The organism is Ruegeria sp. BG9, from assembly GCF_056538305.1.
The window spans coordinates 17672-41560 of the sequence record NZ_JBQFSY010000005.1 but is presented as its reverse complement, the minus strand read 5'-3'; the positions used below and the strand labels follow the sequence as shown (position 1 = coordinate 41560).

Sequence of the window (23889 nt, the reverse complement as noted above, 5' to 3'; positions counted from 1 at the left end):
TGGCGCTACTGTGACGGCAGGCCGGTGTCGGGCATGGTGAAATCGTCCGGCAGGATCACGATATCCTTGGGGTCGACTGACAGCCTCATGGACGTGGGCGAGGTCACCTCGACCACATTGTGGAAATGGGCGTCATAGTCATCAGGCAGAAGCATGCGATCGTCCCGGTCCCTCGGGTCCGCGCGCAGCCAGGTATCGAACCCGGTCAAATCGTCGAATTCATCTGCGAAATAGTCATGCAGGCGCCGGAAGAGCTTGGGCCAGATTGCCAGATCCTGATAATTCGCAGGGGTTACTTCGAAGTCTTGACCGGGGGCCGACGCATCATCGGGATACAGGCCATTTCCAGTCGCGCGGGCCTGATCCGCAATCCCTCCAAGATGCTGCGCAAGTGAGATCGGCAGCGTCAGGTAGAACAGCGGATAGGACTGACCCGCCTCCAGGCTGCGCGCGTTGAAGCTCTGATCCACGCGCTCTGGCATCAGTTTGAATACCTCACCGTCCGGTTCAGGTGCATCACCCGAGTAGACAAAGGCCACAATCCGGCCGTGGCCGTCCAGACCATTGGTCAGGATGTAACCGCGAACCGGGTTATTTTCGACTTGCTTCACCTTGTTGGGCTTGTCATCCCAGAACACCACGTCTCCGAACCCGGCCCAATCCAACAGAAAATCGCGCGACGCCTCCGCAAGGGGTTTGTTCTGATGCGCGCTGCGGAAATGGGTTTCGAGCGCATCCAGCCCTTCAAACCGCAGATTGATCATCCCACGCCCATTGAAGCCGGGCCGGGGCTGACCCGAACGCCAAAGGTCCTGAACAAGCGACGGGTCATCTGGCTTGAATTTCAGAGTATCTCCGTCAGGTTCCGGGCCCTGTTTTGGAATGTCTGGGTAAAAAATATGAAACTCGCCCTTAATCAGCTTATAGGCCATTGCGCCCTCCGTAATTCATCAATCAACAATGATCGGATGGTGACGGCTGAGCGTAACAGTTTCAAGTCAAAGCAACCCCAGAGCGTCGGTGCCTTAACGGCGCGGCAGGGCCATCACCTTGTCACGTGCCAGTGTACTCGCCTCGGCCCGATTCAGCGATAGCAACGTTTCTTCCGGTGTAAGACCTTTGGCCAGCGCTTTGACCCAAATCCTGCGCGCCGAGACGGGCGACCATGGCAGTGCCGCTTCAGACAACCACTGCCGCAACGGCGCGGGCAAGCTATCAAAGACGGCCATGGGATCGCCCGCGCGCTTCCTGCGCCGCAAGCTGCTTTGCCCCAGATTTCCGGTCATGCAGCCTCTTCCGGGTCGGTGATCGGATCCAATACCAGTACGAGCCGGGTCTCGCCGGTGCCTTCGATCGGAGGGGAACGGTGCAAAAGGCCCGACCGCGGTGTTTCCGGCCAGCGTGTCCCGCGCAACAGGATCGGAGACCCGGTTTGCACCGTAAAGACACGTTGAGGCTCAGCGCCATCACGCGAAATGCCGTATTGCGTGCCGGTACCGCGATAGGTGCAAACCAGTCGCGCCGCGATGGCATCGATATGGAACTTACGGCAGGCGTTGGTTGTGACAACATCCAGCCGCAACCGCAAATATCGGACCGAGACCAGATCTGAGAACACCTCTGCAAGCAAGGCGATGTCTGCCTCCAGCCAATCCCGCTCGGGGCATGCTGGCAAGCCGGACATGTCACAGAGATGGCCGACCGTTTCGGCCACCTTGCCCAACGGGAGGATCACCCGCCCCTTGGGCAGGTCCTCGGGGTCAAGATCATTTAGCCAGCTTTGAACATCCGGCGGAGTTTGACGCCGCCAAAGTGCTGCGGCGCAGCCTGGGTTGAGAAAGGCGCTCAGCGCCTCGGGCGTATCCGCAACGCCAACCCCAACGGCCGCACCGATCACGGTTTGGCGCACAACGCTCATGCTGCTGCCTCAGCCCGACGCCAGATCGGGAACGGGTCGGGATAGTCCGGCAAATTGTCGGGACCCAAACCCGCAACGGCGGGCACAAGACAGGCATCCAATCGCGCCCTGAGGGTCGGCCAGTCGATCCCTGCCCCGATGAACACGATCTCTTGCCGGCGGTCTCCCCATGGTTCTTGCCAATGGGCCTGCATATAGGCGCGGGCGCTGTCATGGGTCGGTCGGCGTTCTTCCGGAACCGAAGCCCACCAAGTGCCCAAAGGCTGCACGCTAGAGAGCGCCCCGGCTAGCGAAAACTCAGCCACCCAATCGGGACGCGTAGAAATCCAGAAATGCCCCTTGGCCCGGATCACACCCGGCAGATCGCCGTTCAGAACCTCAAGGATACGCTCGGGCACGAAGGGCAGACGCGCCCGGTAGACATAAGACGCAACACCATATTCTTCAGTCTCCGGCACGTGGTCGGCAAAGCCATACAACTCCTTGGCCCACATGGGATGCTCATGGGCTTTTTCGAAGTCAAACAGGCCAGTATCGAGGATTTTCTCAGCCGCCACGGCGGAGTGATTGACCTCGACGATCTCGGCATCCGCATTGAGGCTGCGGATGATCTTGCGGGCCGCGTCGACCTTTTCCGGCCCGGCATCGTCAACCTTGTTCAGGATCACGACATCGGCGAACTCGATCTGATCGGTCAGCAAATGGACGAGGGTGCGTTCGTCTTCCTCGCCCATGGTCTCACCGCGATCCTGCAGGAAGTCATGCGAGGAGAAATCCCCAAGCAGGTTTACCGCATCGACAACCGTCACCATCGTGTCCAGACGCGCCACATCGGACAGGCTTTCGCCATACTCATCGCGGAAATCAAAGGTCGCGGCCACCGGCAGAGGTTCGGAAATACCCGTTGATTCAATGAGCAGATAGTCAAAGCGCCCCTCGGCCGCCAGTCGGCGGACCTCATCCAAAAGGTCATCACGAAGGGTGCAGCAGATACAGCCATTAGACATTTCAACCAGCGTCTCGTCCGTGCGGCTCAGCTCGGTATCGGCGCGCACGAGGTCGGCGTCGATATTCACCTCGGACATATCGTTCACGATCACCGCGACACGGCGACCTTCGCGGTTGTTGAGAACCCGGTTCAGCAAAGTGGTCTTGCCAGCCCCAAGAAATCCGGAAAGCACCGTGACGGGAAGGCGCGTATCTGACATATGAGTCTCCATAGCTCTGGATGCGGTTTTTGTAACTTTCATAGTTACTAGATTAATGCAACAGCCAAAGTTACGTTACCAGCAGGTTAGGAGAACCCCGCCCTATGAAGCGCAATAGCCGCCTGTCACTTGCCCTGCATACGCTCAGCCACATGGCCGGAGAGCCGGACCGTGTGCGCACCTCAACCGAAATTGCGGACCATGCTGGAACCAACCCGGTTGTTGTGCGTCGCGTTTTGGGAAAATTGCGTGCCGCCGGTCTGCTGACGTCCGAGAAAGGTCATGCAGGCGGATGGCGTCTGGCCCGCGTGCCGAGCGAAATCACGCTGGCCGATGTATACCTTGCGCTGGACGAGCGCCTTGTCGCAAGCGGCAGTGAAGATGAGGCGCCAACCTGTTCCGTTGAACACGCCTTGCAAAAACGCGTGCGCGGCGTTTTGGAAGAGATTGAGCAAAGCCTGGTGGAAAGACTGTCAGAGACGTCGATCAAAGAGGTTTGAGACTGGCCTCTGCCGGGGAGTCAACCGAAGTTTACAGCCACCTACGGCAGCAGAACGGCACCTGTGTCGGGACCTCTCTCCCTCTTACTGCAAAATCGGGTGAGAGGCGGTGTGAAGAACACCAACATCCAACATGTCGCCGACGAACCCTTCGCGATTTCAGGCACCTCGGGCCGTATCAGCGTCAATGGGTACCGCGCGGGACAAAGAAGGGTTCGATCAGAAGGGTCTCACTGGCCTTAGCCGGTTCAGCCAGACGTTTTTCCAGCAAGGTGATCACGTGTTCGACCGACAGGTCGATCGGATTGTTGATCGTGCTGAGATTGAAAGCGGGCCACCCGGCCATTTCAATATCATCAAAGCCTACAATTGAGAGTGTTTCGGGCACGTCCACGCCCAACTCCCGTGCCGCGGTCAACGCTCCGATGGCGCTGGCATCGTTGGCACAGATCAGCGCATCGAGACTGTTTTCCCGCAGCAGTTTTTGCGCAGCGTCGTATCCAGCCCCAACCGTGAAATCTCCGACCTCTTCCGCGATCAGGGACAATCCTGCCGCCGCCAAAGTGTTGACCACACCGGCCCTGCGATCATCTGACGATCCGAACTCGGCAGCGCCTGCAATGAACCCAAACCGTGTGCGGCCCTTGTCCAACAGAACACGGGTCGCGAGCTCCATCCCATCAGCATTTTTACAGCACACATTGTCGATCCCCGCCGCATCCACGATGCGCCCGGATGAGATCATGGGGACCCCGAATTTGCTGCATTGCTCCACAAGCGCGCCGGGCATGCTACCCCCGCGCAGAATCAAAGCATCCAGCGGATAGCGCAAAACGTGATCCATGGCTGATTCCGCGCTCTCGCCGCTGCCATCAATCAGAATCGGCCACTTGTTCAGAGTGTTCAACTGCCCGACCAACCGGTTCACGAACTCCGAGTCGTAGGTGCTCCGCTTGTTGCCCACAAAGACCGCTACGAGGTGCGATCGCCCCCCCTTCAACCCCGCCGCCAACGCGTTGGGTTGATACCCCATACGATCGGCCATACGCATGATTTTTATACGTTTTTCTGCATCAAGATAGGCGCCGGGCGTAAACGCGCGGGACACGGCCGAGCGAGACACGCCGGCCGCATCGGCAACCGCCTGCGCCGTAACGCGGCGCGGTCTGTCCAGATGTTTTTTGCTGTCATCAACCACGCCTAAGCTGTCCATCTTTTTTGACGAATTTGTCAATATTGCTAGAAATCTTTCATCGAACTGTCATACGTTAACAGTATGTGGTCACGTGTGCAGTTTGCGGACGTGTTCCACTGATGCGGGTCGGAGGCTGCGCGCGAAAAACGCCGCAGGGGAGCCTGCATGAAAACTGGCACATAATGCCAACGGTCTTTTTGCTGCAAAGGGCCGACACCGAACCGGAGGATCGAAATGAACAATCTGAAGTTTTGCGCAACAGCTGCCGCGCTCGCATTGACCGCGACCGCAGCTTTTGCAGAAACCGAAATCACTTGGTGGCATGCCCATGGCGGGCAGCTGGGTGAAACCGTCAACAAGGTTGCCGAGAAATTCAACGCGTCGCAGGACGAATACACAATCACTCCGATCTACAAGGGCAGCTACGAAGAAACGCTGACCGCCGGGATCGCTGCCTTCCGCGCGGGCGAGCAGCCCAACATCATGCAGGTGTTTGACGCAGGTGCCGCCACCGTGATCGCGGCCAAAGGCGCGACCGTTCCGGTTCAGGACCTGCTGGCTGAAAACGGCGTCGAATTCGACATCAATGACTACATTGCCGGTGTGCGTTATTTCTATGCCGACAGCGATGGCAAGATGATCGGTATGCCGTTCAACTCGTCGACCCCGATCCTGTATTACAATGTCGACGCTCTGGAAGCTGCAGGCGTGACCCCGCCGAAGACATGGGAAGAGTTCCAGTCGACCACCGCTCCGGCGCTGAAAGAGGCAGGCTACATCCCGCTCAGCCAGTCACACCTGCCCTGGATCTTTACCGAGAACTTCATGTCGCGTCACAACCTGCCGTTTGCGACCAACAACAACGGCTATGACGGCATGGACACCGAGATCTTGGTCAACAACGACGCGATCAAGGCACACTTCACCGCCGTGACCGAGTGGAAAGACAACGGCATGTTCGAATGGTATGGCACCGGTTGGGGTGACAACGCAAAACCGTTCGAAGAAGGTAAAGTTGCGATGTGGCTGGGTTCGTCGGGTTCCTTCGGCGGGTTGCTGCAGAAAGACCTGGGCTTTGAATTCAGCGCGGTTGAGCTGCCCTATTGGGAAGCCGTCACAGCTGAACCGACCCAAACCTTCATCGGTGGCGCAGCGCTGTTCGCGATGTCGGGTAAATCGGACGAGGAAAACAAGGCAACTGCCGAGTTCTTCCGCTTCCTGACCGCGCCTGAGACCCAGTATTTCTGGCACCAGGAAACCGGTTATGTCCCGATCACCGAGGCCGCTTATGAAGCCGCCAAGGCAGACGGCCACTATGAGCGCTATCCTGCCGCCGAAGTTGGCGTAAACCAGCTGCAAGCCAAGGCCGGTGACAACACCAAGGGCTACCGCATGGGCTTCTACGTTCAGATCCGCGACATCATGAACCGCGAGTATGGCCGTATCCTGACCGGTGAGACCGACGTGGAAAGCGCGTTCCAGAACATCGAAGCCGAAGCCAACGAATTGCTGGCGCGCTTCGCAAAGACTCAGGGCTAAGGTTCTGGGATCACCCCCAAGATGGTCGCGCCTTTGGGCGCGGCCATCCCCCATTTTGCAACTGGACTAACAATGAAACGCGCGGGCTTCGACACTATCTGGCTTCCTGTGGCGCTGCTGCTGCCGCAGCTCATGATCATCGCCATCTTCTTCTACTGGCCCGCTGGATGGGCGCTGCAATCGTCGTTCTTTCTGCAGGACCCGTTCGGGTTCGGCTCGACCTTTGTGGGGGCGGACAACTACACCTCATTGCTGGGCAATGATCAGTACAAACGCATAGCGTGGTTTACGGTTGTCTTTTCCATTCTGGTCACCTTCTTTTCGCTGGCCATAGCGCTGTTGCTGGCCGTCAAGGCCGACAAGGTGATCCGAGGGGCGAGATCCTATCGCACCCTGCTGATGTGGGTCTACGCGATCGCACCCCCGGTAGCAGGCTTCCTTGGCATTTTGTTCTTTGATCAAAGTACCGGCCCCATGACCAAGTTCTTCGGACTGTTCGGCTGGGAGTTCAAGCTGGGCGTTGACTACAATGCCACCGCAACGGCAATGATCATCGTCGCGGTGTGGAAACAGATCCCGGTCAATTTCATATTCTTCCTGTCGGGCCTGCAATCCATCCCTCGTTCAGTCCGCGAGGCGGCCATGATCGACAACCGCTCATCCACGCGGCGGTTCTGGGACGTGACCTTTCCTCTGCTGGCCCCGACCGCGTTTTTCCTGCTGATCATCAACATCACCTATGCCCTGTTCGACACATTCGGCATCATCGACGCACTGATGAAGGGTGAGCCGGGCAACAACCCGATGACCCTTGTCTACAAGGTGTATCTGGATGGCTTCCGCGGCAACGACCTTGGCGGATCATCTGCGCAATCCGTTGTGTTGATGGCCCTTGTTCTGGTCCTGACCGTCTTCCAGTTCCGGCTGGTGGAACGCCGGATTCACTATACCTGAGGGAGGATATCATGGCCGACACCACACTCGACACACCCGCCGTGACCCGCAAACCCCGCAGAATCCGCTGGGAAACGATCGGAGATCACTTTGTCCTCATCCTTGGGTCCTTGCTGATGATCCTGCCGCCTCTGCTGGCGCTGACGACAGCCAGCCACGATGCGGTCACCATCCACCGCGAAGGCATCCAACTGGGCCTAGGCGACGACCTGGGCAAGAACTTCAACGCCGCCATGTTTGAAAAAGGCGGATTCACGCAGACCGTTGACGGCACCTTGATGCTAATGAACTCGTTCATTCTGGGCATAGGCTTTGCCGTGGGCAAGATCATCATCTCGATGATGGCCGCCTATGCTATCGTTTATTTCCGTCTGCGCTTTGCAACGCTGGCCTTCTGGGTGATCTTCACCACCTTGTTGCTGCCGCTCGAGGTGCGCATCCTGCCCTCCTACGAGGCGATCCAGAAACTGGGCCTGACCAACACCTATACCGGTCTGATCGTTCCCCTGATCGCATCTGCCACAGGCACGTTCTTCTTCCGGCAGTTCTTCATGTCCGTCCCCGAAGAACTGGCCGAGGCGGCCCGGATCGACGGCGCAGGGCCGTGGAAGTTCTTTATCGACATCCTCGTCCCGCTCAGCCGCACGATGATTGCCGCGATCTTCATCATCATGTTCGTCTTTGGCTGGAACCAGTACCTGTGGCCAACGCTGATCACGACGGATGAAAGCTTCTTCACGCTGGTCCGTGGGATCAAGCAGATCGTGCTGACCTACACCGACAGTCAGATCCCCGAGCATGGACAAGCGTTGGCGCTGGCCATTGTTGCGATGATCCCGCCGGTGGCGATCGTCATCTTCTTCCAGAATTGGTTCGTCAAGGGCCTCACAGAATCCGACAAATAAGGAATACGCGCATGGCTCAGGTATCATTAGAGGGCATCCGCAAGGTCTATCCTAACGGCTTCAAGGCCGTTCAGACCACCAGCTTCACCATTCAGGACGGCGAGTTTGTCGTTCTGGTTGGCCCTTCGGGCTGCGGCAAATCCACGTTGCTGCGCATGATCGCGGGGCTCGAGGATATCACCGAAGGCACGCTGAAAATCGGCGATCGGGTGGTCAACGATGTGGACCCTGCGGATCGGGACATTGCAATGGTGTTCCAGAACTACGCGCTCTACCCGCATATGACGGTGCGCAAGAACATCGGGTATGGCCTGAAGAACCGCGGCACGCCCGCGACCGAGATCGCAGCCAAGGTCGAAGACGCGGCCAAAATGCTGAACCTGACTGAATATCTGGACCGCAAACCGGCGCAATTGTCTGGTGGTCAACGCCAGCGCGTCGCCATGGGGCGTGCCGTGGTGCGCGACCCTGCCTTGTTCCTCTTTGATGAACCCCTTTCAAACCTCGATGCGAAGCTGCGCAACCAGATGCGGATCGAGATCAAAGCCCTACAGCGTCGTCTTGGCACGACGGCAGTTTACGTAACCCATGACCAGGTCGAGGCGATGACGATGGCCGACAGGATCATCGTTTTGAACGCAGGCCGGATTGAGCAGATCGGTACCCCCTCCGAGATCTACCACAATCCGGCTTCTACCTTCGTCGCCTCGTTCATGGGTGCCCCACCCATGAACCTGATCGAGGCCGAAGCGTCAGACGGACAGGTCCGCCTCAACGGCTATGACGGGCTGATGCCCGCGCCACAGGCCGTCAGCGGCCCGGTGACCATGGGTGTACGTCCCGAGGATGTCGAACTGGATGAGAACGGATCCGTCTCGTTCCAGGTCGACATCCTCGAAGAACTTGGCGCGCATCGTTTGCTGCACGGAACGCTTGCGGACCAGCCCTTTACGGTCATGGTCGGCAAGGACCATAGCGTGCACACGGGCGAGACCCGCATCACCCTGAAACACGACGCCCTACGCCTGTTCGACGTGGAAACGGGAAAAGTCCTTTGATCACAAATACTGTCGCTACTTTGCCCGAGGTCACATCAGACCAACGGGCTGAAATCATGGCCGCCCCGCGCACAACGCAGGCGCATCGCTCGCTAATGGCGTCCTTGCCGGCGATGAACACGCTGCAATTGGGCGGCGAGGCCAAAACGGCCCAACTGCCGGCGCAGATCACCGTCGCCGCCTGGAATGTTGAACGCTGCCTGTTTCCCGAAGAAACCGCAGCGCATCTGGACCCGATTGCACCAGATATCGTTCTGCTCTCCGAGGTCGATTGCGGCATGGCCCGCACCGCGCAACGCCACACCACCGAAGAGGTTGCCCGCGTCCTGGGCATGACATACGCCTTTGGCGTCGAGTTTCACGAGCTTGACCTGGGCGGCCCGACCGAGCGCGCCTTTTGCACCGATGATCTCAACACGACCGGCTGGCACGGCAACGCCGTTCTATCCTCAGTCCCGTTTGAGCGCACGGCGTTGATCCGATTGGACGACCACGGCCATTGGTTCACCCCCGAAAGCGGGGCAGCAGACCCTGAACAACCCCGGGTCGGCGGGCGCATGGCTATTGCCGCCGTTGTGCCAACCGAAAGGGGGCCTATCTGCGTGGTCTCCACCCATCTGGAAAGCAATTCCGCCGCTGAACACCGGCAAGTTCAGTTCGAACTTCTGCTACGGGAGGTTGACGCCTTCGCCCCCGACATGCCCGTTCTGATCGGCGGAGATCTGAACACCGGCAACCACCTTCCTCCCGATTTCGACTGGCGCCGCGAAACCTTGTTCGCACTGGCCGAAGATCAGGGCTATTCGTGGGAGTTTACGGCCGAGGGCGACACGACCCGCCCCAGTCTGATCACGCCACACCCGGACCGAAAGATGAAACTGGATTGGCTGGCCGGGCGGGGTTTCACGCCCGCAGACAAAGGCGTGCTGAGTTCAATCTCGGCCACTGGCACACCGCTTTCTGACCATGACTGCGTGTGGACAAAGGCCGATATCTCCGCACGTTCTGACACATGATCCAATTCCGGTCGCAGTCTGGCGCGCGTCTAAGCGTTTTGAAGACATGAGGGGCGCTTAGCCCCTCAACCCTCTGCGCGAGCGATGGGTTTTGGCGGATGCCTTCAAATGGTTTGCGACAATTCAAGCTGCCACACTGTGCAGGCGTCATACAATTTGAAAAACCGGATTGACGTGGCGCGACGCTTGAGGGAAGCCAAGGGGGCCATGACACTGCCCGCCCAACACCTCTCTTCCCTGGAAACGCGCTCCGATGAGTTCCTGATGGACGTGGTGGCCATGGACATCGGGTCTGCGACAGCGACTGCTGTGATCGCGAGGTTTGATCAATCTCGTTTTGAAGATGGCCTTTTCACGACGTTGGACGTCGACCGCCCGGATCGTTTGGACAGGGCCGTTGAAAAGAGAAAGGCCGAGTATCTGGCAGGCCGTGCCGTAGCCATGGCCGCTTTGGCGTCAACGGGGCATGTGTCGACGCAGATCGCCACAGGTCCCAACCGTGAGCCGATCTGGCCCGCAGGTGTGGCAGGCTCGATCACGCATTCAAAGGGGCGTTGTGCGGCGATTGTCACCGATCAGCCCGGCACTTTAGCCGGCGTCGATATAGAGGACATCGCTGAAGGATTCTCACTGGATGCGATTTTCAAGGTCGCTTTGCAGCCCGAGGAAACCCGGCTGATCCGGGAAAGCGACGCGCAGGCGTTGAAGGCAACGCTTGTATTCTCGGCCAAAGAAACTCTCTACAAGGCCCTGTTCCCTGCGGTTCAACAGTTCTTTGGTTTTGACCATGCCGAACTCTACGGCGCGCCCAGTGAAACCGTCCTGAGGCTGCGGTTGACCAAATCGTTGAATAATACGGTCACGGCAGGGGCGGTCTTCGACGTTGGCTACCGACAACTGGACCGCAGCGTTATTACCTGGCTTATCACACCCACGCCTGCAGACTGAGCCTCGGCAGTCCGGCCAAGGCCTTGTCCTTCTAGTTCTTTGTCGCCGGATTGCACCTGCGACACACCCTCCGTTATTGGCCATGGCTCAAGCATATGCTGATCTCGACTGCGCAAAACCGACGGTCCTTACATTAAGCCGTAAACTCCAGCTTCAACCCCGGACGAGGCCATCTGGCCTTGTAGATTTTGCCCGTGCTGGAGGCGGTGATCCATATGTCCTGCATGTCCTCTCCGCCAAAACACATATTGGTCGTGAAGAGGTCGGGAATGGCGACATGTTCGGTCGACCCGTCAGGGCTGAACACTGTGATCCCGCCGTTGAAAATTGTCGCCACGCAGACCCGTCCGTCGGCCTCGACCTTGAGACTGTCGAGCCATTGATACCCCGGCAAGGTTTGCACCACCTGCCCCGGCATCCCCGGAATCGGACCGGGCTCGACTTGGCCCTTGCCGGTGATCTTCATTGCCCAAAGCCGCCCAAACACCGTGTCCGAGACATAGACGGTGCCGCCATCCGGCGACAGCCCGACCCCGTTGGGCATCGGAATCGTGGCAGCTTTGATCAGGGTCTTGCCGTCGATCGTGGCATAGTACAGCCCGCCATAACGCGTAGACTCTGCGTCCTCGATCCCGGTATCGGTGAACCAGAACCCGCCCTCCTGGTCGAAAACCAGATCGTCAGGCGCGATCAGCCGTTTCCCCTCATAGGAATCGAACAGCATCGTGACCTCTCCGGTCTCAAGATCGACCCGATGCACGGACCCACCCTTATAATGCGGGCGAATGGGGGCGGGAACAGTGATATCGTCGGGTCCGTAGGGCACGAAACTGTAGACACCGCCATTGTTGCAGACATAGGCAGCGCCATCCGGTCCAATTGCCACGCCATTCGGGCCGCCGGGGATTTCGGCCACCACACTGACGGTGCCATCGACGGTCAGGCGCACGAGGGTCTGCTCTTTGATATCCACGAACAGGACCGAGCCATCATTCATCGCAACCGGACCTTCTGGAAAGCCCAGCCCGCTGCACATCTCATGTAGTTCCAACGCCATAGCCTCAAACTCCCTGATTGCGCCGTGGCCCCGGTGGGGTCGGCCATTGCGGGCCAAGCCCGTCCTTTTCGCGGCGAACTGTGCTGACAAATACAGGTTTTCGCAAGGCTTTTTCCAATTTGCTATGCGGGATAAGCCTCAACGGGTCGCAAAACGGCTGGCTTTTCCCAGCCCAGTTATCCTAAAACCTCCTACAACTAAAAAGCGATGAGGCGCATCGAATGGCATTCAAACTTGTGTCCTGCGATGGCGGGGGGATCAGGGGCTACCTGACCTGCTTGATCCTGCAAAGCTTGCAGGAGGAGACCGGCGTTCTGGACAAGGCGGACGGGTTCGCCGGCACCTCGACCGGTGGGCTGATCGCCGTGGCGCTGGCGGATGGCCGGACGCAGGGCAAGGATATGGGCCGGCTGATCGGCGACCTTGCCGCGCATTACCGCGAAGATGCCGACAAGATCTTCCGCGAAAACGAACACAGCTTTCTGGACAAGGCGCTGGATGAGGTGCTGCGGCGGTTCAAACTAGGCGGCGGCCCGGGCATCACCGCCTCGCAATACAATGCGACCGGGCTCGAGGAGATCGGGCGCAGTCTAGTTGGAGACCGCAAAGTCAACTCTCTGTCCCCGGATCTGGTTCTCGCGGTCAACACCGTGTGCCTGCATCGCAGCGACAAGGTAGGGTGGTCCCCGTTCACCATCACCAACCAGACGCTGGGCTACGAGAAATGGTTGGATATGAGCGATGTCGGCCTGCTGGACGTCGCCATGGCAAGCTCGGCCGCGCCATCCTATTTCCCGCCGCATCAGATCATCTCGGACGGGGTGGACTATGGCTATTTCGCTGATGGCGGGGCCTTTGCCAACAACCCGGTGATGAACGGCATCAACGTGGCCATCGCGGCTGGTCGCGCCGAAGGGCTGGCGCATATCGAGGCTCTGTCGATCGGCACTGGCCAACAACCCACAGATATCTCGGAGGAAATGATCAAGAACCCCGACGATTGGGGCCTGTTGAAATGGTTTGGGATCACTTCGGGCGCACCTCGCGGGGCTTTGATCGAACTGCTGCTAACCACATCGGCTGAGAACCAGTATTGGATGGCCCATCTTGTGTTGAAAGAGCGGATGGTACGTCTGAACCCTCCGCTACCCAAGGTTGTGGGGTTGGCGACACACCGACCTGAATCCTATGATCTGATGGAGAAGGCATTCTACACCTGCCGGCAAAGTGAATACTGGACCCATGCCAAAGATATGCTGAACAAATGGTAGCCGACCTCAGTTTTGTGTGATCAAACAGTGGCTTCGCTGGGTTTAATGCATTCTTTCTGTTGCCTTTGCCCGACCAGTGTCTATGGTTAACGCCAAATTTTTGGGGTAACTTCAGTTAACAGGTGGTGAAGTCATGAGCGATCCCGGCCTTGCCGAGAAGCTGGTAGAAGTTCTGCATCGTCCTGATGGTGATCTGGCCCTGCGCCCCGTTCACACAATCGGGATCAGCGCGACCGGCTATTTCAAGCCCACGCCCATCGCCCGGAATTTCTGTACCGCGGATCACTTCACCACAGAAAAGACGGATGTGATTGTTCGGTTCTCGAACGGGTCCGGCTGCGCCGTGGTGCATGACGGCTGGTCCGATGTCCGGGGGCTGGCGGTTCGGTTTCACCTATCTGACGGGTCCGATACCGACCTGATCGCGATGAACCTGCCCGAGTTCTTCACCCCGACGCCCGAGACGTTTCTGGATTTCGCCGAGGCCGCCAAGCCCAAGCTCTACAACGGTCAGACCCCCTGGCAGAAAATCTGGAGCTACCTTCAACTGATGCTGCCTGAACGCGACCCCTATCCTGGCGAGACGATCAGCCCGGACGAAGGCGCCATCGGGTTTGCCGACCGGAACGCTTATTCTCAACTTGGTGTATTGCAGGCCGCCCAGATCGGCGCGCCAACAAGCTACGCGCGGGCGGCCTATCACGCCTGCCATACATTCATCGTAACCGGAGCAGAGGGCGTACGCCGCTGGGTGCGGTTTTCGTGGCAACCCATCGCAGGCGTGCTTAACACCGACCCGGATGAGACCCCCGTGGATGACTATCTGCAGGCTGAACTTAGGGAGCGTCTTGCTAAAGAACCTGCGCGGTTCTCTCTGATGATGACAATCGGTGAGGTCGGAGACGATTTCAACAACTCCTCGCGCCCCTGGCCACCTCATCGCAAACGGATCATGATGGGCGTTCTCACGCTAAACGCTGTGCCTGAGGACCAGATAGAACAGTCTGAGAAGCTCAGCTTCAATCCTGGTTTGCTGACCCCCGGGATTGAGGCCTCGGATGATCCTGTACTGAAAATGCGCATCGACTCGTACAAAATCTCAAGCGCTTGGCGCGGCGGGTCCCCCTGCCCGTTTTCGAAGGGGTAAGACCATGACTCGTCAGAACAGCTGGTTCAACCGCTACGTCAACACCCTGCCGGATCGGGGATGGTTCAAGTTCCTGTCACGCTACATCGTTGTGCCCTATTGGCACTGGCGCGACCCCAAGCCGAAACTGCCCGGCGGCCCGCGCCCCTCGCCACAACCCAGCGAGAACGTGCAGCGCATGATGAACCTGATCATGCCGCTGAAAGACCCCTCGCCCGCTGGACGTGCCCATGCCGCGCTGGCGATCGCGCAGAACGTCGAAGAGATCTTTGCAGGGCTCGACAATGTCGGAACGGTGCATTTCGCCCGGTTTCTGCTGATCGACGACAAGATCTGCATGATTTCGGTCTATGACGGCGATTTCAGCAACTACATTCGGGATTTCATCACCACCATCGGCAGTGTGTTCAACGACGTCATCTCACTTGTGGACGGGGCGGAACACCTGATCCCAACCGAGCACAACGTCGAAGAGTTCATCGACTGGGTCCATGAGCACGACCTGTTTCAGGCCCCCGATTTCCCGACCGACCTGTTCGGCCTTCAGGATGAGGCCAAAGGGCTGCCGCCGAACCAGCCGCCGCATCGGCTGGAAACCCTCCCGCGTGCGTTTGTTCTGCAACTCTACGCGAACCCTAACCTGTCGCTGGGGGGCGGTTATCGCGCCTATCCGGGCGTTTCCGCCGCGCAAGTGCGCCAAAAATTTGGACAAGGCTGGTGACTGCAAAACTCGATCTCGCCGACATTCAGGGCAACATCCTGCGCGGTTATCGCCGCGATCTGGTGCGCCATCTGTTTCTCGAAGTCACCGACCGCGCCGCGGCCCGTCAGTTTCTGGCAACCGCCGTCGATGGCGGCAGTGACGTAGTCCCCGAAATCACCCGAGGGGTGTTGTGGGATGTCAAGCCGCCCTTCTGTTTCAACATCGGCCTCACCTATGCCGGGCTGCGCGCGCTTGGCACCGCGTCCGAGGATCTGAAAACCTTCCCCAGCGAATTCGTGCAGGGCATGACGAAACGCGCGATGAAACTGGGCGATTTCGGCACCAGCGCACCGGATCACTGGCCGGCTCCGTTTGATCAACCTGACCGGGTTCACATCATGGCGTCGGTCTATTCCGACGTTCAGGATCACCTAGACCTGGTAGAGAAACAGGTTGGCGCGGCCTTCACCATTCTGGGTAAACGCGACGGCCGCAATCTGGCCGATAGCAAGGTGTTTTTCGGCTATGTCGATGGCATTTCCCAGCCCCGGTTCGAGCAGGTCTATGACCCCGAGCAAGCCGGTGTCGATGAACCGATTGACCCGCTGGGCACCGCCCTGCTGGGTTATCCCACACGCCAAGAGGGCGTGGTGTTCCGCGTCCCCTCGCCCAATGCGCTTGGTTTCAACGGGTCGTTCAATGCGTTCCGAGTTCTGGCGCAGGATGCGGCCGGTTTCGAGGCCTATCTGGACAAAGCCGCCGATTATCTGATGGATCACCCGGATCGCGACAAATTAGTCGATCCGAACAATCTGGATCGCATCGGAGAAGGCCTAGACATCCACGGCGCGCTGCGTGAGGTCGTCGCAGCACAGATGTGCGGGCGCTGGCGCAACGGCGTTCCTTATGAGTTGTCACCGGATGCGCAATGGCCCGAGCAAGAGGTCTCACTGACCAATTTCAACTACAACGCCCATTCCCGCTGTCCCGCCGGGTCACATCTGCGACGCGGCAACCCGCGCGGCGGTCGGATCGTGCAACGCATCGCCAACTACACGCGACGTTTGGTACGGCGCGGCATGTCCTATGGACCGGATTTCGACCCCCAAAACCCGGACACCGCCGAACGCGGCCTGCTAGGCAGCTTTATCGGCGCCAATATCGGCGCGCAGTTCGAAGCGGTGATGTGTGACTGGATCAACCTTGGCCTGCACGACCCGACGATCACGGGTGCCAATGATCCTCTGCTGGGGGCGAACACGCCGGAAACCAGCTGGTTCGACCTCAGCCTGCCCGATGGGGGCACGATCCGACTGCACGGCTTTCCCCGACTGATCCATACTCGCGGTGGCGCGTACACGTTCCTGCCGAGCCTGACGGCGATCAAGTACCTGTCCGGATTGACGAACTAGGCTAGGGCGAGCCGGAACCAGACAAAGCCGAACATCTCGACCAAAACCGCTATTGAGGCAGAGTCACAACCCTGCCTCCTGCGGCATCGGCATCGGCAATGTCATGGGTCACCAACAAAACTGGCAGCCGCGCCGCGCCGGCTCGGGTAAAGACGAGGTCCCGCATTCTGTCCCGGAGACCGACATCGAGACGCGAGAAAGGCTCATCCAAAAGCAAGGCATCGGGCTCCGCCAGAAGCATCCGCATCAGGGCCACTCGGGCGCGCTGGCCTCCGGAAAGGGTCTCGGGATCGCGGGCTTCAAACCCGTCCAGCCCGATCTCGGACAGGGCGGCCTGAATGCGCGCGGCCCGGTCCGGGGTACGGGGCGGCAGACCAAAGCCGACATTCTGACCAACAGACAGGTGTGGGAACAACAGGTGGTCCTGAAACAGGATCCCCACGCGCCGCTTCTGAGACGGCAGGGCATTCAGAACCCGCCCATTCAACGCTATGCGCCCTTCAAGACGAAAGGCGGGCGACAAAGTTCCGGTGATCGCTGCAAGAATGGTGGATTTCCCAACCCCGGACGGCCCCATCAGGCTCAGAACCTCTCCGGGCGCAATGTCAGCTGATAGCTGCACCAGTCCTCTGCCATCGGCATGAGAGATCGAAAGCTGATCCAGTGAGAGGCCCTGTTCAATCATGGCGTAGTCCGCTTTTGTTGCGATAGACAATTCTGGGGATCATCAAGGCCAGCAGAAACGGCAGCCATGCCGTGAACGCCAGCGCGATGGTCCAGACCCCTATCGCACGGCGATCACCGCCTGAAAACAGGGCCAGAGCCTCAGTCGTCAACGTGTTCAACCGCCCGCCCGAGGCCAGAAGAGTGGCCAAATATTGGCCGACTGACACCGCCATCCCCACCGCAAGAGCCGTCAAGATCGGAGCCAGCAACATTGGCAGCCGGATACGCCAAAGCACTCCGACCGGTCCCAGCCCCATAGCGGCCCCAATCGTAGCATAGCGGCGGTCGAGCGCGCGGTAGGGGCCTGCCAAGGCCAGAAATACGTAGGGCAGAACAAAGACCAAGTGGGTCAAGATCACGGGAAGGATGCCCTGCGCCGCTCCGATCTGGATCATCAGGATCTGCAGGCCCGGCAAGAAAGCGATCTGAGGCAGGATGAGCGGTAGGTACAGGATCACCATACCTGTCTTGTTCATTTTGCGCCGGGTGCGGAGTTCTGCGTTCAGGCAGCCGATCACCAGAACCAGAGCGATCAGTGCGGTGGAAAACGCCAATGCCAAGGTGAGCAGGGTGACCTCAACCGCGTCCAGGCCGTGGCGCTCCCAGGACATCAGGCTGAAGCTGCTCGGTAGCGCGTCGGGAAACCTCCAACGCCCGGCGAAGGACCAGATGAACTGACTGATCAAACCCCCGAAAACCGCGATGCCCGCCGTGAGTGACATTACGAGGCCAATGGTTCTGAGGGCGGTGTCGCGCAAGCCCGTGCCGCGCGTTCCGCTTTCAACACCCCGGTTGATCAGCGCGGCCACGGCCCTTTCTCCACCCCGCCAGACCATGATGGCTGCGGCCACCAGCCCCAACTGAACCAACGCAGCTGCCGCAGCGGGCGCGCGCAAGGCCAGATCGGGGTCCGTCATCCAGCGCAGGATGAACATGGACAGAGTCGGCGGGCGCGACGGTCCCAATACCATTGTGACATCCACATTCGACATCGCGTAAGCCAAGACCGCATAGATCGGCAGACGGATCTGCGTATACAGCGCGGGCATCACGGCCAGAAACCACCCTCGGACCCTGCCGTAGCCGAGCACCTGCGTCACACGCATCCGTTCGGCCGATTTGATCTGAGGCAGCGCGGCCAGCGACATCAGCAGCAGAAATGGCAGTTCTTTAATCATAAGTCCCGCAATCAAGGACCACCCGCCCGGGTCTTGTAGGATCAGCACGTCAGGAGGGCGGGTCCATCCCGTCAGACCGGGCGAGATGAGCCGCGCAATCCAGCCAGACGGCGCAATCAGGAACGCCAGCCCCAACGCGGCCGCCGCATGGGGTACGGACAAAAGGGGCGACAGCAGCGTCTCAATCCGCGAAAACGCGCGTGTGCCCTGCCAACCTGCGATCAGCAGAAAACACCCGATCAGCGCCCCAAGCGTCGAAAGGAAACCGGTTTTGAACGACAGCCAGAGGGCTTGGCCCACGCCGGGCTCGGCCCAGAGGCGCGTCCATGGATCAAATGAGAACCCGTTTTGCCCGTCCGGGCGCATGCCTCCGAAGGCCGGAAGGATCGTTCCCAAAAGCCCGGCAGCGATGGGACCCAGCAACAACGCTATGGTTAGCGTCGGTGCCAGCCCCCATGGTTTGCCGGGGCTTAGGTCAGTTGCCAACGCCGTAACGCTCAGCCCAATCCGCTTCGATCCGGGTCATCCAGCTGGGATGCGGTTCGGGCAGGGCTTGGCCAAGTTCGGCGGGCGAAAGCGTTGCCACGCCCAGCTCCAACGCGTCGAACCCAGCGCGGTCCTCCGCCGAAAGGGCGGCCATGTCCAGCACGGTGCTAAAGCCCAATACGTCCGGGTCTTGCGCGCGCAGTTGCGCCTCGGGGCTCATCAGGAAATCAGCAACGACCATGGCACCCACCTTGGCCGAGGCATTGTAGGGGATCGCCACAAAGCTGGCATTGCCCAGTGTTCCATCATCCAGAACGAAAGTCCGCGCGCTTTCCGGCAGCTGCTGGTTGGCAATGGCCGTTGTCGCCTCACCCGGAGAGAAACTGATCGCCATGTCGACCTCTCCATCATTGATCAGCTGCAGTTGGCTTGGCCCGGTTTGCGGATAGGCGCGACCTGCACGCCAGAGGTCCGGAGTTACATCCTGCAGCCAGTCCCACAATGGCGCCGTCACCTGCGCATAGTCGTCGCCGGCGGGCTGTTGCAGGACGGCCGGGTCCTCGACCAATTCGATTAGCATCTGTTTCAGGAAGGTCGTTCCCAGAAAGTCAGGGGGCTGAGGGAACGTGAACCGACCCGGGTTCGCCGCCGCCCATTCGCGAATTGCCTCGGCGGATTTGGGAGGCTCAGGCAGTACCTCGCTATCATAGATGAACACGACCTGCGCCATGGCCCAAGGGCTTTCAAACCCTTCGGTCGGGACGGTGAAATCTGTGGTTACGGTCTTGCCGTCCACATCTACGAACCGCCAATTGGGCAGAGCCTCAGCAAAGGGGCCGAACAAAAGATCGGCCTCTTTCATGGCACTGAAATTGGCTCCGTTGATCCAGATCAGATCAATCGCTCCGTCCGTGTCCTGACCGGCGGATTTCTCGGCAATCACCCGGCTGACCGCATCGGCCGTATCGGTGAGTTTCACATGCTCGACCTTGACGCCATGTTCCTCTTCGACGCGGGTTCCGACCCATTCGATGAAATCGTTGATCGTGGTCGAGCCACCCCATGCATTCCAATAGACGGTCTGGCCGTTGGCCTCATCCAGAACGTCCTGCCAGTTTGCGGGATCAGGTTCAGCCCATGCTGTTCCGGCCAGCGCCGCGCAGAGGGCAGCAAATAGATGTTTCATGGGTTTTCCTTGCGTTTATTCCGAGTGAGTGAAGACCTGCCGCGCCAACAGGATGCGCGAAATGGCGGTGACAAAGCAAACCGCGCCAAACGCCCATGCCATCGGGCTGAACCAGTTGGGCAGCAGGCAGATTGCGATGAAGAAGGCAATGGTTTCAGTGCCTTCCAGAAGACCGCCGGTAAAGTAGAGCGACTTGGCACCGTGTTTCTGCGACTCCAACCCGCGTTTTTCGGCGAGGATCGCATAGCCCAGGAAGGTCGCGCCGTTGAAGTAGAAGCTGACCAGCAACCACGCTCCGGCCAGGGCATTTGCCGACGGGTCCGCCCAGACAAACGCCATGGGGATCGCACCGTAGAACAAAAAGTCACAAGTGATATCGAGATAGCCGCCAAAGTCGGTCTTACGCCCAGCGCGCGCGATTGCCCCATCCAGACCATCCGCCAGACGCGACAACAGGATGAACAGGACGGCCAGAACCTGTAAACCTAGAACGATCGCGCCAGCCGCCATCAGGCCGAACCCCAGACCCACCAGAGTCACAAGATCAGCCGAGACACCACGCGCCGCCAACCCCCGCCCAATCGCGTTCAGCGGCGGATCGATCAGTGGGCGGATGCGGGCATCAAGCATGGTTGGCCTCCGCGCAGTCTACTGATGGCACAGAGACGCAGCTTTCACACGCCGTGGCATTGGGTAGAATTAAAAAGAGAAGGCCGTTTTCCAACCTGAGTTGCCTCACTACCGGTTTGCACGACATCCACAGGATCGTGCTATTTTGCTTGGGTACGATTAAAGAACGAAGCGGTGAAAGAAAAAAGGAATACCGCATCTTCACGCTGTTGTGTCATCTGCAACACGAGAAGATAGTGGCGTTCCGGTCGGCAGGTGCGGCTTTTCGTTGATTTGATAATTTACCAACAATAGTTTCAATTCATAAAACCTATTTCACGCCTAGTTCGCGCAGAGGAAACATGCCCCGCCCTAACGCCAACAAGGACCTTAACCTCAAAGGCTTGGAGTTGTTTCAGATCTGCGCCCAGAAAGGATCGCTTCAGGCCGCAGCCGAAGAAACCGGCCTGACCATCAGCACCGTCTCGCATCATCTGCGCAATCTAGAAGACCACCTTGGGGTTGAACTTTTCAACCACGCGCGTAGGCCGATGGTCCTGACGCCAAAAGGGCAGGTCTTTCTGCGCAATATCAGTGACGCGCTCTATGCCATCCGCAAAGCCAAGGCCGAAGCATCTGCCGGAAATATTGCCGAGGCGAGTTACCTCAGGATTGGCACGATCGAGGATTTCGACCGCGATATCATCCCTGAACTGGCCGTCTTTCTTTCGGGCCACATGCCGAGCTGCGATTTCATGTATCACACTGATTCCAGTCACGCGATCGTCGAGATGCTGCGCAACCGGCATCTTGATCTAGGGATCACGACCACCCCAGAGGACCGGCTGCGGGACCTGCAGGATCGCCCATTGTTACGAGACCCGTTTGTGGTGGTCCTCCCTCGGTTCAGCGAGAAATCCCTTTCCGACATTGTCGAAGGGCGCACCAAACTGCCGTTCTTGCGGTTTTCCAGCAATTTGATCATCGCCCGGCAGATCGAATCTCAATTGCGGCGGCTAGGGCTTTCACCGCAGTCCAATTTCGAATGCAGCAACAACCAGACTTTGATGGCTATGGTCGCCGCAGGTGCGGGCTGGACCATCACTACCCCTTTGCTGTTCTCGCGTGCCAAAAGGTTTCACCAAAATCTCAGCATGCACAAGTTTCCGGGCAAAAGCTTTGCCCGCACGCTTGCGATTGTCTCTACACCCGATTGTTCGCGGTCCGTTTTGGACCTGATAGATGGCAAGCTGCGCGCACTGATCCGAGATCGCGCTTTGACTGCGCAATATGAGAAAACGCCGTGGCTGGCGGATAGCTTCAAACTGGTGGAATGATCAGATCAGAATTTTGAACCGAGACCGGATGGCCTCCTCCTGATCAGGCGTGAGGTACGAGGGGTTGTGTTCGCGAAGAATCTCGCCCGCGCGGGCCCTTGCCCTACCCCATGCATCTTGCGCGCCATTTTCGGCCCATGTGCGCGGCTCAGCTCGATCAGCAAGTGTGGGGTAGAAGTAATCCCGTTCCATCGCCGCATGAGTATGCTGGCCCCCCAAGAAATGCCCATCACCCAGAACGGCATCACAAATCGCATCGAACCCGAGGTTCTCATCCGTCACCTCGACCCCGCGCAAGGCGCGATAGGTGTTGGAGTGCATCTCATCATCCAGCACGAAAGCCTCAAAACTGGCCCCCAACAACGATGCGGTCATGCCGGAGCTTTCGTAGATCAAGTTCCCACCCGCCAAGGCCGCTGCCATGGAGGTTATGCCTTTCTCCATCCCATATTGCGCGTCTATCGCCTTGGCGTCGGTCATCGAACAGGCCACGCCAGACGGCAAACCAAGCCAGTTGGACAGCTGGGCGGACGCGGCATTCAAAACCGCTGTCTCTCCGCTGCCACCGGAAAATGCCCCGGTGCGCAGGTCGATGACCAGAGGCCAGTTCGAGAACACCATCGGAAAACCAGGTTGGATTGCGTGGACCATCAATAGGGCCGCCAAGGTTTCCGCCAGAGATTGCGCCAGAAACCCCGCCAAGGTCGCAGGCGCCGTCGCTCCGGCCTGCGCCGCCGTGATGCACGAGATCGGAATATTGTGTTTGATGCATGCGTAAGTGACATCCACCGCATCTTCGCCATAACGCATGGGCGATATCATCGGGCTGATATGCGCCTTCATGAACGGGCGTTTGGCAAACTCTCCGGGCCCTCCTGCGGCGATGTCCAGCATCTCGACTATCGGAGCGACATATTCGGCCAGCGTGAAGGACGTCGCCGTCGGTTTGGTGGTGTTCTTGAGCAGCGCGAAAACGGTGTTAACATCCAGATCATAGTTGTCCGGCACATCGGTCGCCACGCAGCAACGTGTGAACCAGCTGATATTCGCCAGCGTGTCCTGTAGCCGCGTAAAGGCATGCAGGTCCTTCAGGGTCGAAGGCCGATAGAGCGCACTTTCCATATCAAGCGTCTGCACCGCAGCGCCGCCGGTTCCGAAATACACTTTGTTGCCACCAACTTCGATCGACCTCTTGGGATCGCGGCCATGCAAGGTGAAGGTCTTTGCGGCTTGATCAATCGCCTCTTCGGCGAGCTCAGGCGGGAAAAGAACGCGTCCTCTACCGTTGTCCACGGCACCCACGGCCAACAGATCGTTGTGCAGTCTCTCCGGCACCTCACCGATACCCAGTTTCTCAAGCAAGTCGAGGGCAGTATCATAGATGCGGCGCAGGTCGGCTTCGCTGAGCGGCTTATACATCCCGCCGATCTGACCGGGCGGGCATGGATCAAACATGGGCTTGGCTGCTCGTTGTGCCAGACGCCCTTCGCGCCCACCTCGCTTGCTACGCTGTCCAGCCATTCCCAGTCCTTTGAA

23 protein-coding genes are annotated in these 23889 nt (G+C 59.0%); 12 read left to right on the top strand and 11 right to left on the bottom strand.

Annotated elements, in window-relative coordinates; translation table 11 throughout:
* Window positions 1-5: 5 nt before the first annotated feature.
* The 4 genes from ACR0I8_RS09770 to ACR0I8_RS09755 form a co-directional block, all read right to left on the bottom strand.
* Window positions 6-932, bottom strand: a complete 927-nt coding sequence (locus ACR0I8_RS09770; protein ID WP_170640312.1) for a hypothetical protein — start codon at window positions 930-932, stop codon at window positions 6-8.
* Between the two features lie 93 nt (window positions 933-1025).
* Window positions 1026-1286: a DUF6525 family protein gene (locus ACR0I8_RS09765; protein WP_170554861.1), complete on the bottom strand. Its 261-nt coding sequence runs from the start codon at window positions 1284-1286 to the stop codon at window positions 1026-1028.
* A complete protein-coding gene (locus tag ACR0I8_RS09760) occupies window positions 1283-1918 on the bottom strand; it encodes a DUF1826 domain-containing protein (protein WP_170690185.1) in 636 nt (211 codons plus the stop codon). Before ACR0I8_RS09760 ends, ACR0I8_RS09765 begins: the two co-directional genes overlap by 4 nt.
* The gene (locus ACR0I8_RS09755; protein WP_170472348.1) at window positions 1915-3126 is read right to left on the bottom strand and encodes a CobW family GTP-binding protein; all 1212 of its coding nucleotides are present in this window, start codon (window positions 3124-3126) and stop codon (window positions 1915-1917) included. Before ACR0I8_RS09755 ends, ACR0I8_RS09760 begins: the two co-directional genes overlap by 4 nt.
* 104 nt (window positions 3127-3230) lie before the next feature.
* On the opposite strand from ACR0I8_RS09755, the gene ACR0I8_RS09750 reads away from it, so the two are divergent.
* Window positions 3231-3626 (top strand): RrF2 family transcriptional regulator, encoded by a 396-nt coding sequence (locus ACR0I8_RS09750; RefSeq protein ID WP_170376931.1) that lies wholly within the window; start codon window positions 3231-3233, stop codon window positions 3624-3626.
* Between the two features lie 184 nt (window positions 3627-3810).
* Here ACR0I8_RS09750 and ACR0I8_RS09745 read toward each other — a convergent pair whose 3' ends face one another.
* Window positions 3811-4824 (bottom strand): LacI family DNA-binding transcriptional regulator, encoded by a 1014-nt coding sequence (locus tag ACR0I8_RS09745; protein ID WP_480703093.1) that lies wholly within the window; start codon window positions 4822-4824, stop codon window positions 3811-3813.
* 231 nt (window positions 4825-5055) lie between these two features.
* Between ACR0I8_RS09745 and ACR0I8_RS09740 the strand changes: the two genes are divergently transcribed.
* The 6 genes from ACR0I8_RS09740 to ACR0I8_RS09715 all read left to right on the top strand — a co-directional run bounded on the left by ACR0I8_RS09740 (window position 5056) and on the right by ACR0I8_RS09715 (window position 11241).
* Window positions 5056-6360 carry an extracellular solute-binding protein gene (locus ACR0I8_RS09740; protein WP_170690184.1) on the top strand — a complete coding sequence of 435 codons (1305 nt, stop codon included), beginning with the start codon at window positions 5056-5058 and terminating at the stop codon, window positions 6358-6360.
* A gap of 72 nt (window positions 6361-6432) precedes the next feature.
* Complete coding sequence (locus tag ACR0I8_RS09735; protein WP_170690182.1) at window positions 6433-7314, top strand: ABC transporter permease subunit; 882 nt, start codon at window positions 6433-6435, stop codon at window positions 7312-7314.
* A gap of 11 nt (window positions 7315-7325) precedes the next feature.
* Complete coding sequence (locus tag ACR0I8_RS09730; protein WP_170376923.1) at window positions 7326-8219, top strand: ABC transporter permease subunit; 894 nt, start codon at window positions 7326-7328, stop codon at window positions 8217-8219.
* 11 nt (window positions 8220-8230) lie between these two features.
* Window positions 8231-9277: a sn-glycerol-3-phosphate ABC transporter ATP-binding protein UgpC gene (locus tag ACR0I8_RS09725; RefSeq protein WP_170481540.1), complete on the top strand. Its 1047-nt coding sequence runs from the start codon at window positions 8231-8233 to the stop codon at window positions 9275-9277.
* The gene (locus tag ACR0I8_RS09720) at window positions 9274-10293 is read left to right on the top strand and encodes an endonuclease/exonuclease/phosphatase family protein (protein WP_480703091.1); all 1020 of its coding nucleotides are present in this window, start codon (window positions 9274-9276) and stop codon (window positions 10291-10293) included. The genes ACR0I8_RS09725 and ACR0I8_RS09720 overlap by 4 nt, the downstream gene beginning before the upstream one ends.
* Before the next feature lie 207 nt (window positions 10294-10500).
* Window positions 10501-11241 (top strand): 4'-phosphopantetheinyl transferase superfamily protein, encoded by a 741-nt coding sequence (locus tag ACR0I8_RS09715; protein WP_170690180.1) that lies wholly within the window; start codon window positions 10501-10503, stop codon window positions 11239-11241.
* Between the two features lie 133 nt (window positions 11242-11374).
* Here the strand turns inward: ACR0I8_RS09715 and ACR0I8_RS09710 are convergent, their stop codons facing one another.
* Entirely contained in the window at window positions 11375-12298 is a 924-nt protein-coding gene (locus tag ACR0I8_RS09710; RefSeq protein ID WP_170690178.1) for an SMP-30/gluconolactonase/LRE family protein, read from the bottom strand.
* A 221-nt stretch (window positions 12299-12519) separates the two neighbouring features.
* On the opposite strand from ACR0I8_RS09710, the gene ACR0I8_RS09705 reads away from it, so the two are divergent.
* The 4 genes from ACR0I8_RS09705 to ACR0I8_RS09690 all read left to right on the top strand — a co-directional run bounded on the left by ACR0I8_RS09705 (window position 12520) and on the right by ACR0I8_RS09690 (window position 16831).
* The gene (locus ACR0I8_RS09705; RefSeq protein ID WP_170690176.1) at window positions 12520-13569 is read left to right on the top strand and encodes a patatin-like phospholipase family protein; all 1050 of its coding nucleotides are present in this window, start codon (window positions 12520-12522) and stop codon (window positions 13567-13569) included.
* Between the two features lie 133 nt (window positions 13570-13702).
* Entirely contained in the window at window positions 13703-14716 is a 1014-nt protein-coding gene (locus tag ACR0I8_RS09700) for a catalase (protein WP_170690174.1), read from the top strand.
* Between the two features lie 4 nt (window positions 14717-14720).
* Window positions 14721-15437: a hypothetical protein gene (locus ACR0I8_RS09695; protein WP_170376913.1), complete on the top strand. Its 717-nt coding sequence runs from the start codon at window positions 14721-14723 to the stop codon at window positions 15435-15437.
* Window positions 15434-16831, top strand: coding sequence for a Dyp-type peroxidase (locus ACR0I8_RS09690; RefSeq protein WP_170690173.1), 1398 nt, complete (start codon window positions 15434-15436; stop codon window positions 16829-16831). Before ACR0I8_RS09695 ends, ACR0I8_RS09690 begins: the two co-directional genes overlap by 4 nt.
* Window positions 16832-16880: 49 nt before the next feature.
* On the opposite strand, the gene ACR0I8_RS09685 is transcribed toward ACR0I8_RS09690, so the two are convergent.
* Genes ACR0I8_RS09685 through ACR0I8_RS09670 form a run of 4 tightly spaced genes read right to left on the bottom strand, consistent with a single transcriptional unit; the run spans window position 16881 to window position 21037 of the window.
* Complete coding sequence (locus tag ACR0I8_RS09685) at window positions 16881-17513, bottom strand: ATP-binding cassette domain-containing protein (protein WP_170377480.1); 633 nt, start codon at window positions 17511-17513, stop codon at window positions 16881-16883.
* Complete coding sequence (locus ACR0I8_RS09680; protein ID WP_480703089.1) at window positions 17509-19221, bottom strand: ABC transporter permease; 1713 nt, start codon at window positions 19219-19221, stop codon at window positions 17509-17511. Before ACR0I8_RS09680 ends, ACR0I8_RS09685 begins: the two co-directional genes overlap by 5 nt.
* Window positions 19211-20407, bottom strand: a complete 1197-nt coding sequence (locus tag ACR0I8_RS09675) for an ABC transporter substrate-binding protein (protein ID WP_170690171.1) — start codon at window positions 20405-20407, stop codon at window positions 19211-19213. Before ACR0I8_RS09675 ends, ACR0I8_RS09680 begins: the two co-directional genes overlap by 11 nt.
* A 15-nt stretch (window positions 20408-20422) precedes the next feature.
* Window positions 20423-21037, bottom strand: a complete 615-nt coding sequence (locus ACR0I8_RS09670) for a CDP-alcohol phosphatidyltransferase family protein (RefSeq protein ID WP_170376907.1) — start codon at window positions 21035-21037, stop codon at window positions 20423-20425.
* Between the two features lie 341 nt (window positions 21038-21378).
* Here ACR0I8_RS09670 and ACR0I8_RS09665 point away from each other — a divergent pair, with 341 nt between their 5' ends.
* Window positions 21379-22353: a LysR family transcriptional regulator gene (locus tag ACR0I8_RS09665; RefSeq protein ID WP_170690169.1), complete on the top strand. Its 975-nt coding sequence runs from the start codon at window positions 21379-21381 to the stop codon at window positions 22351-22353.
* Here ACR0I8_RS09665 and ACR0I8_RS09660 read toward each other — a convergent pair whose 3' ends face one another.
* The gene (locus ACR0I8_RS09660) at window positions 22354-23874 is read right to left on the bottom strand and encodes a trimethylamine methyltransferase family protein (RefSeq protein ID WP_170690168.1); all 1521 of its coding nucleotides are present in this window, start codon (window positions 23872-23874) and stop codon (window positions 22354-22356) included.
* Window positions 23875-23889: the final 15 nt, after the last annotated feature.

Coding starts and splice junctions, on each gene's coding strand:
- ACR0I8_RS09710 (WP_170690178.1), bottom strand. CDS start 12,298: ATGGCGTTGGAACTACATGAGATGTGCAGCGGGCTGGGCTTTCCAGAA.
- ACR0I8_RS09660 (WP_170690168.1), bottom strand. CDS start 23,874: ATGGCTGGACAGCGTAGCAAGCGAGGTGGGCGCGAAGGGCGTCTGGCA.
- ACR0I8_RS09675 (WP_170690171.1), bottom strand. CDS start 20,407: ATGAAACATCTATTTGCTGCCCTCTGCGCGGCGCTGGCCGGAACAGCA.
- ACR0I8_RS09765 (WP_170554861.1), bottom strand. CDS start 1,286: ATGACCGGAAATCTGGGGCAAAGCAGCTTGCGGCGCAGGAAGCGCGCG.
- ACR0I8_RS09705 (WP_170690176.1), top strand. CDS start 12,520: ATGGCATTCAAACTTGTGTCCTGCGATGGCGGGGGGATCAGGGGCTAC.
- ACR0I8_RS09700 (WP_170690174.1), top strand. CDS start 13,703: ATGAGCGATCCCGGCCTTGCCGAGAAGCTGGTAGAAGTTCTGCATCGT.
- ACR0I8_RS09665 (WP_170690169.1), top strand. CDS start 21,379: ATGCCCCGCCCTAACGCCAACAAGGACCTTAACCTCAAAGGCTTGGAG.
- ACR0I8_RS09735 (WP_170690182.1), top strand. CDS start 6,433: ATGAAACGCGCGGGCTTCGACACTATCTGGCTTCCTGTGGCGCTGCTG.
- ACR0I8_RS09725 (WP_170481540.1), top strand. CDS start 8,231: ATGGCTCAGGTATCATTAGAGGGCATCCGCAAGGTCTATCCTAACGGC.
- ACR0I8_RS09670 (WP_170376907.1), bottom strand. CDS start 21,037: ATGCTTGATGCCCGCATCCGCCCACTGATCGATCCGCCGCTGAACGCG.
- ACR0I8_RS09730 (WP_170376923.1), top strand. CDS start 7,326: ATGGCCGACACCACACTCGACACACCCGCCGTGACCCGCAAACCCCGC.
- ACR0I8_RS09695 (WP_170376913.1), top strand. CDS start 14,721: ATGACTCGTCAGAACAGCTGGTTCAACCGCTACGTCAACACCCTGCCG.
- ACR0I8_RS09770 (WP_170640312.1), bottom strand. CDS start 932: ATGGCCTATAAGCTGATTAAGGGCGAGTTTCATATTTTTTACCCAGAC.
- ACR0I8_RS09760 (WP_170690185.1), bottom strand. CDS start 1,918: ATGAGCGTTGTGCGCCAAACCGTGATCGGTGCGGCCGTTGGGGTTGGC.
- ACR0I8_RS09755 (WP_170472348.1), bottom strand. CDS start 3,126: ATGTCAGATACGCGCCTTCCCGTCACGGTGCTTTCCGGATTTCTTGGG.
- ACR0I8_RS09750 (WP_170376931.1), top strand. CDS start 3,231: ATGAAGCGCAATAGCCGCCTGTCACTTGCCCTGCATACGCTCAGCCAC.
- ACR0I8_RS09715 (WP_170690180.1), top strand. CDS start 10,501: ATGACACTGCCCGCCCAACACCTCTCTTCCCTGGAAACGCGCTCCGAT.
- ACR0I8_RS09740 (WP_170690184.1), top strand. CDS start 5,056: ATGAACAATCTGAAGTTTTGCGCAACAGCTGCCGCGCTCGCATTGACC.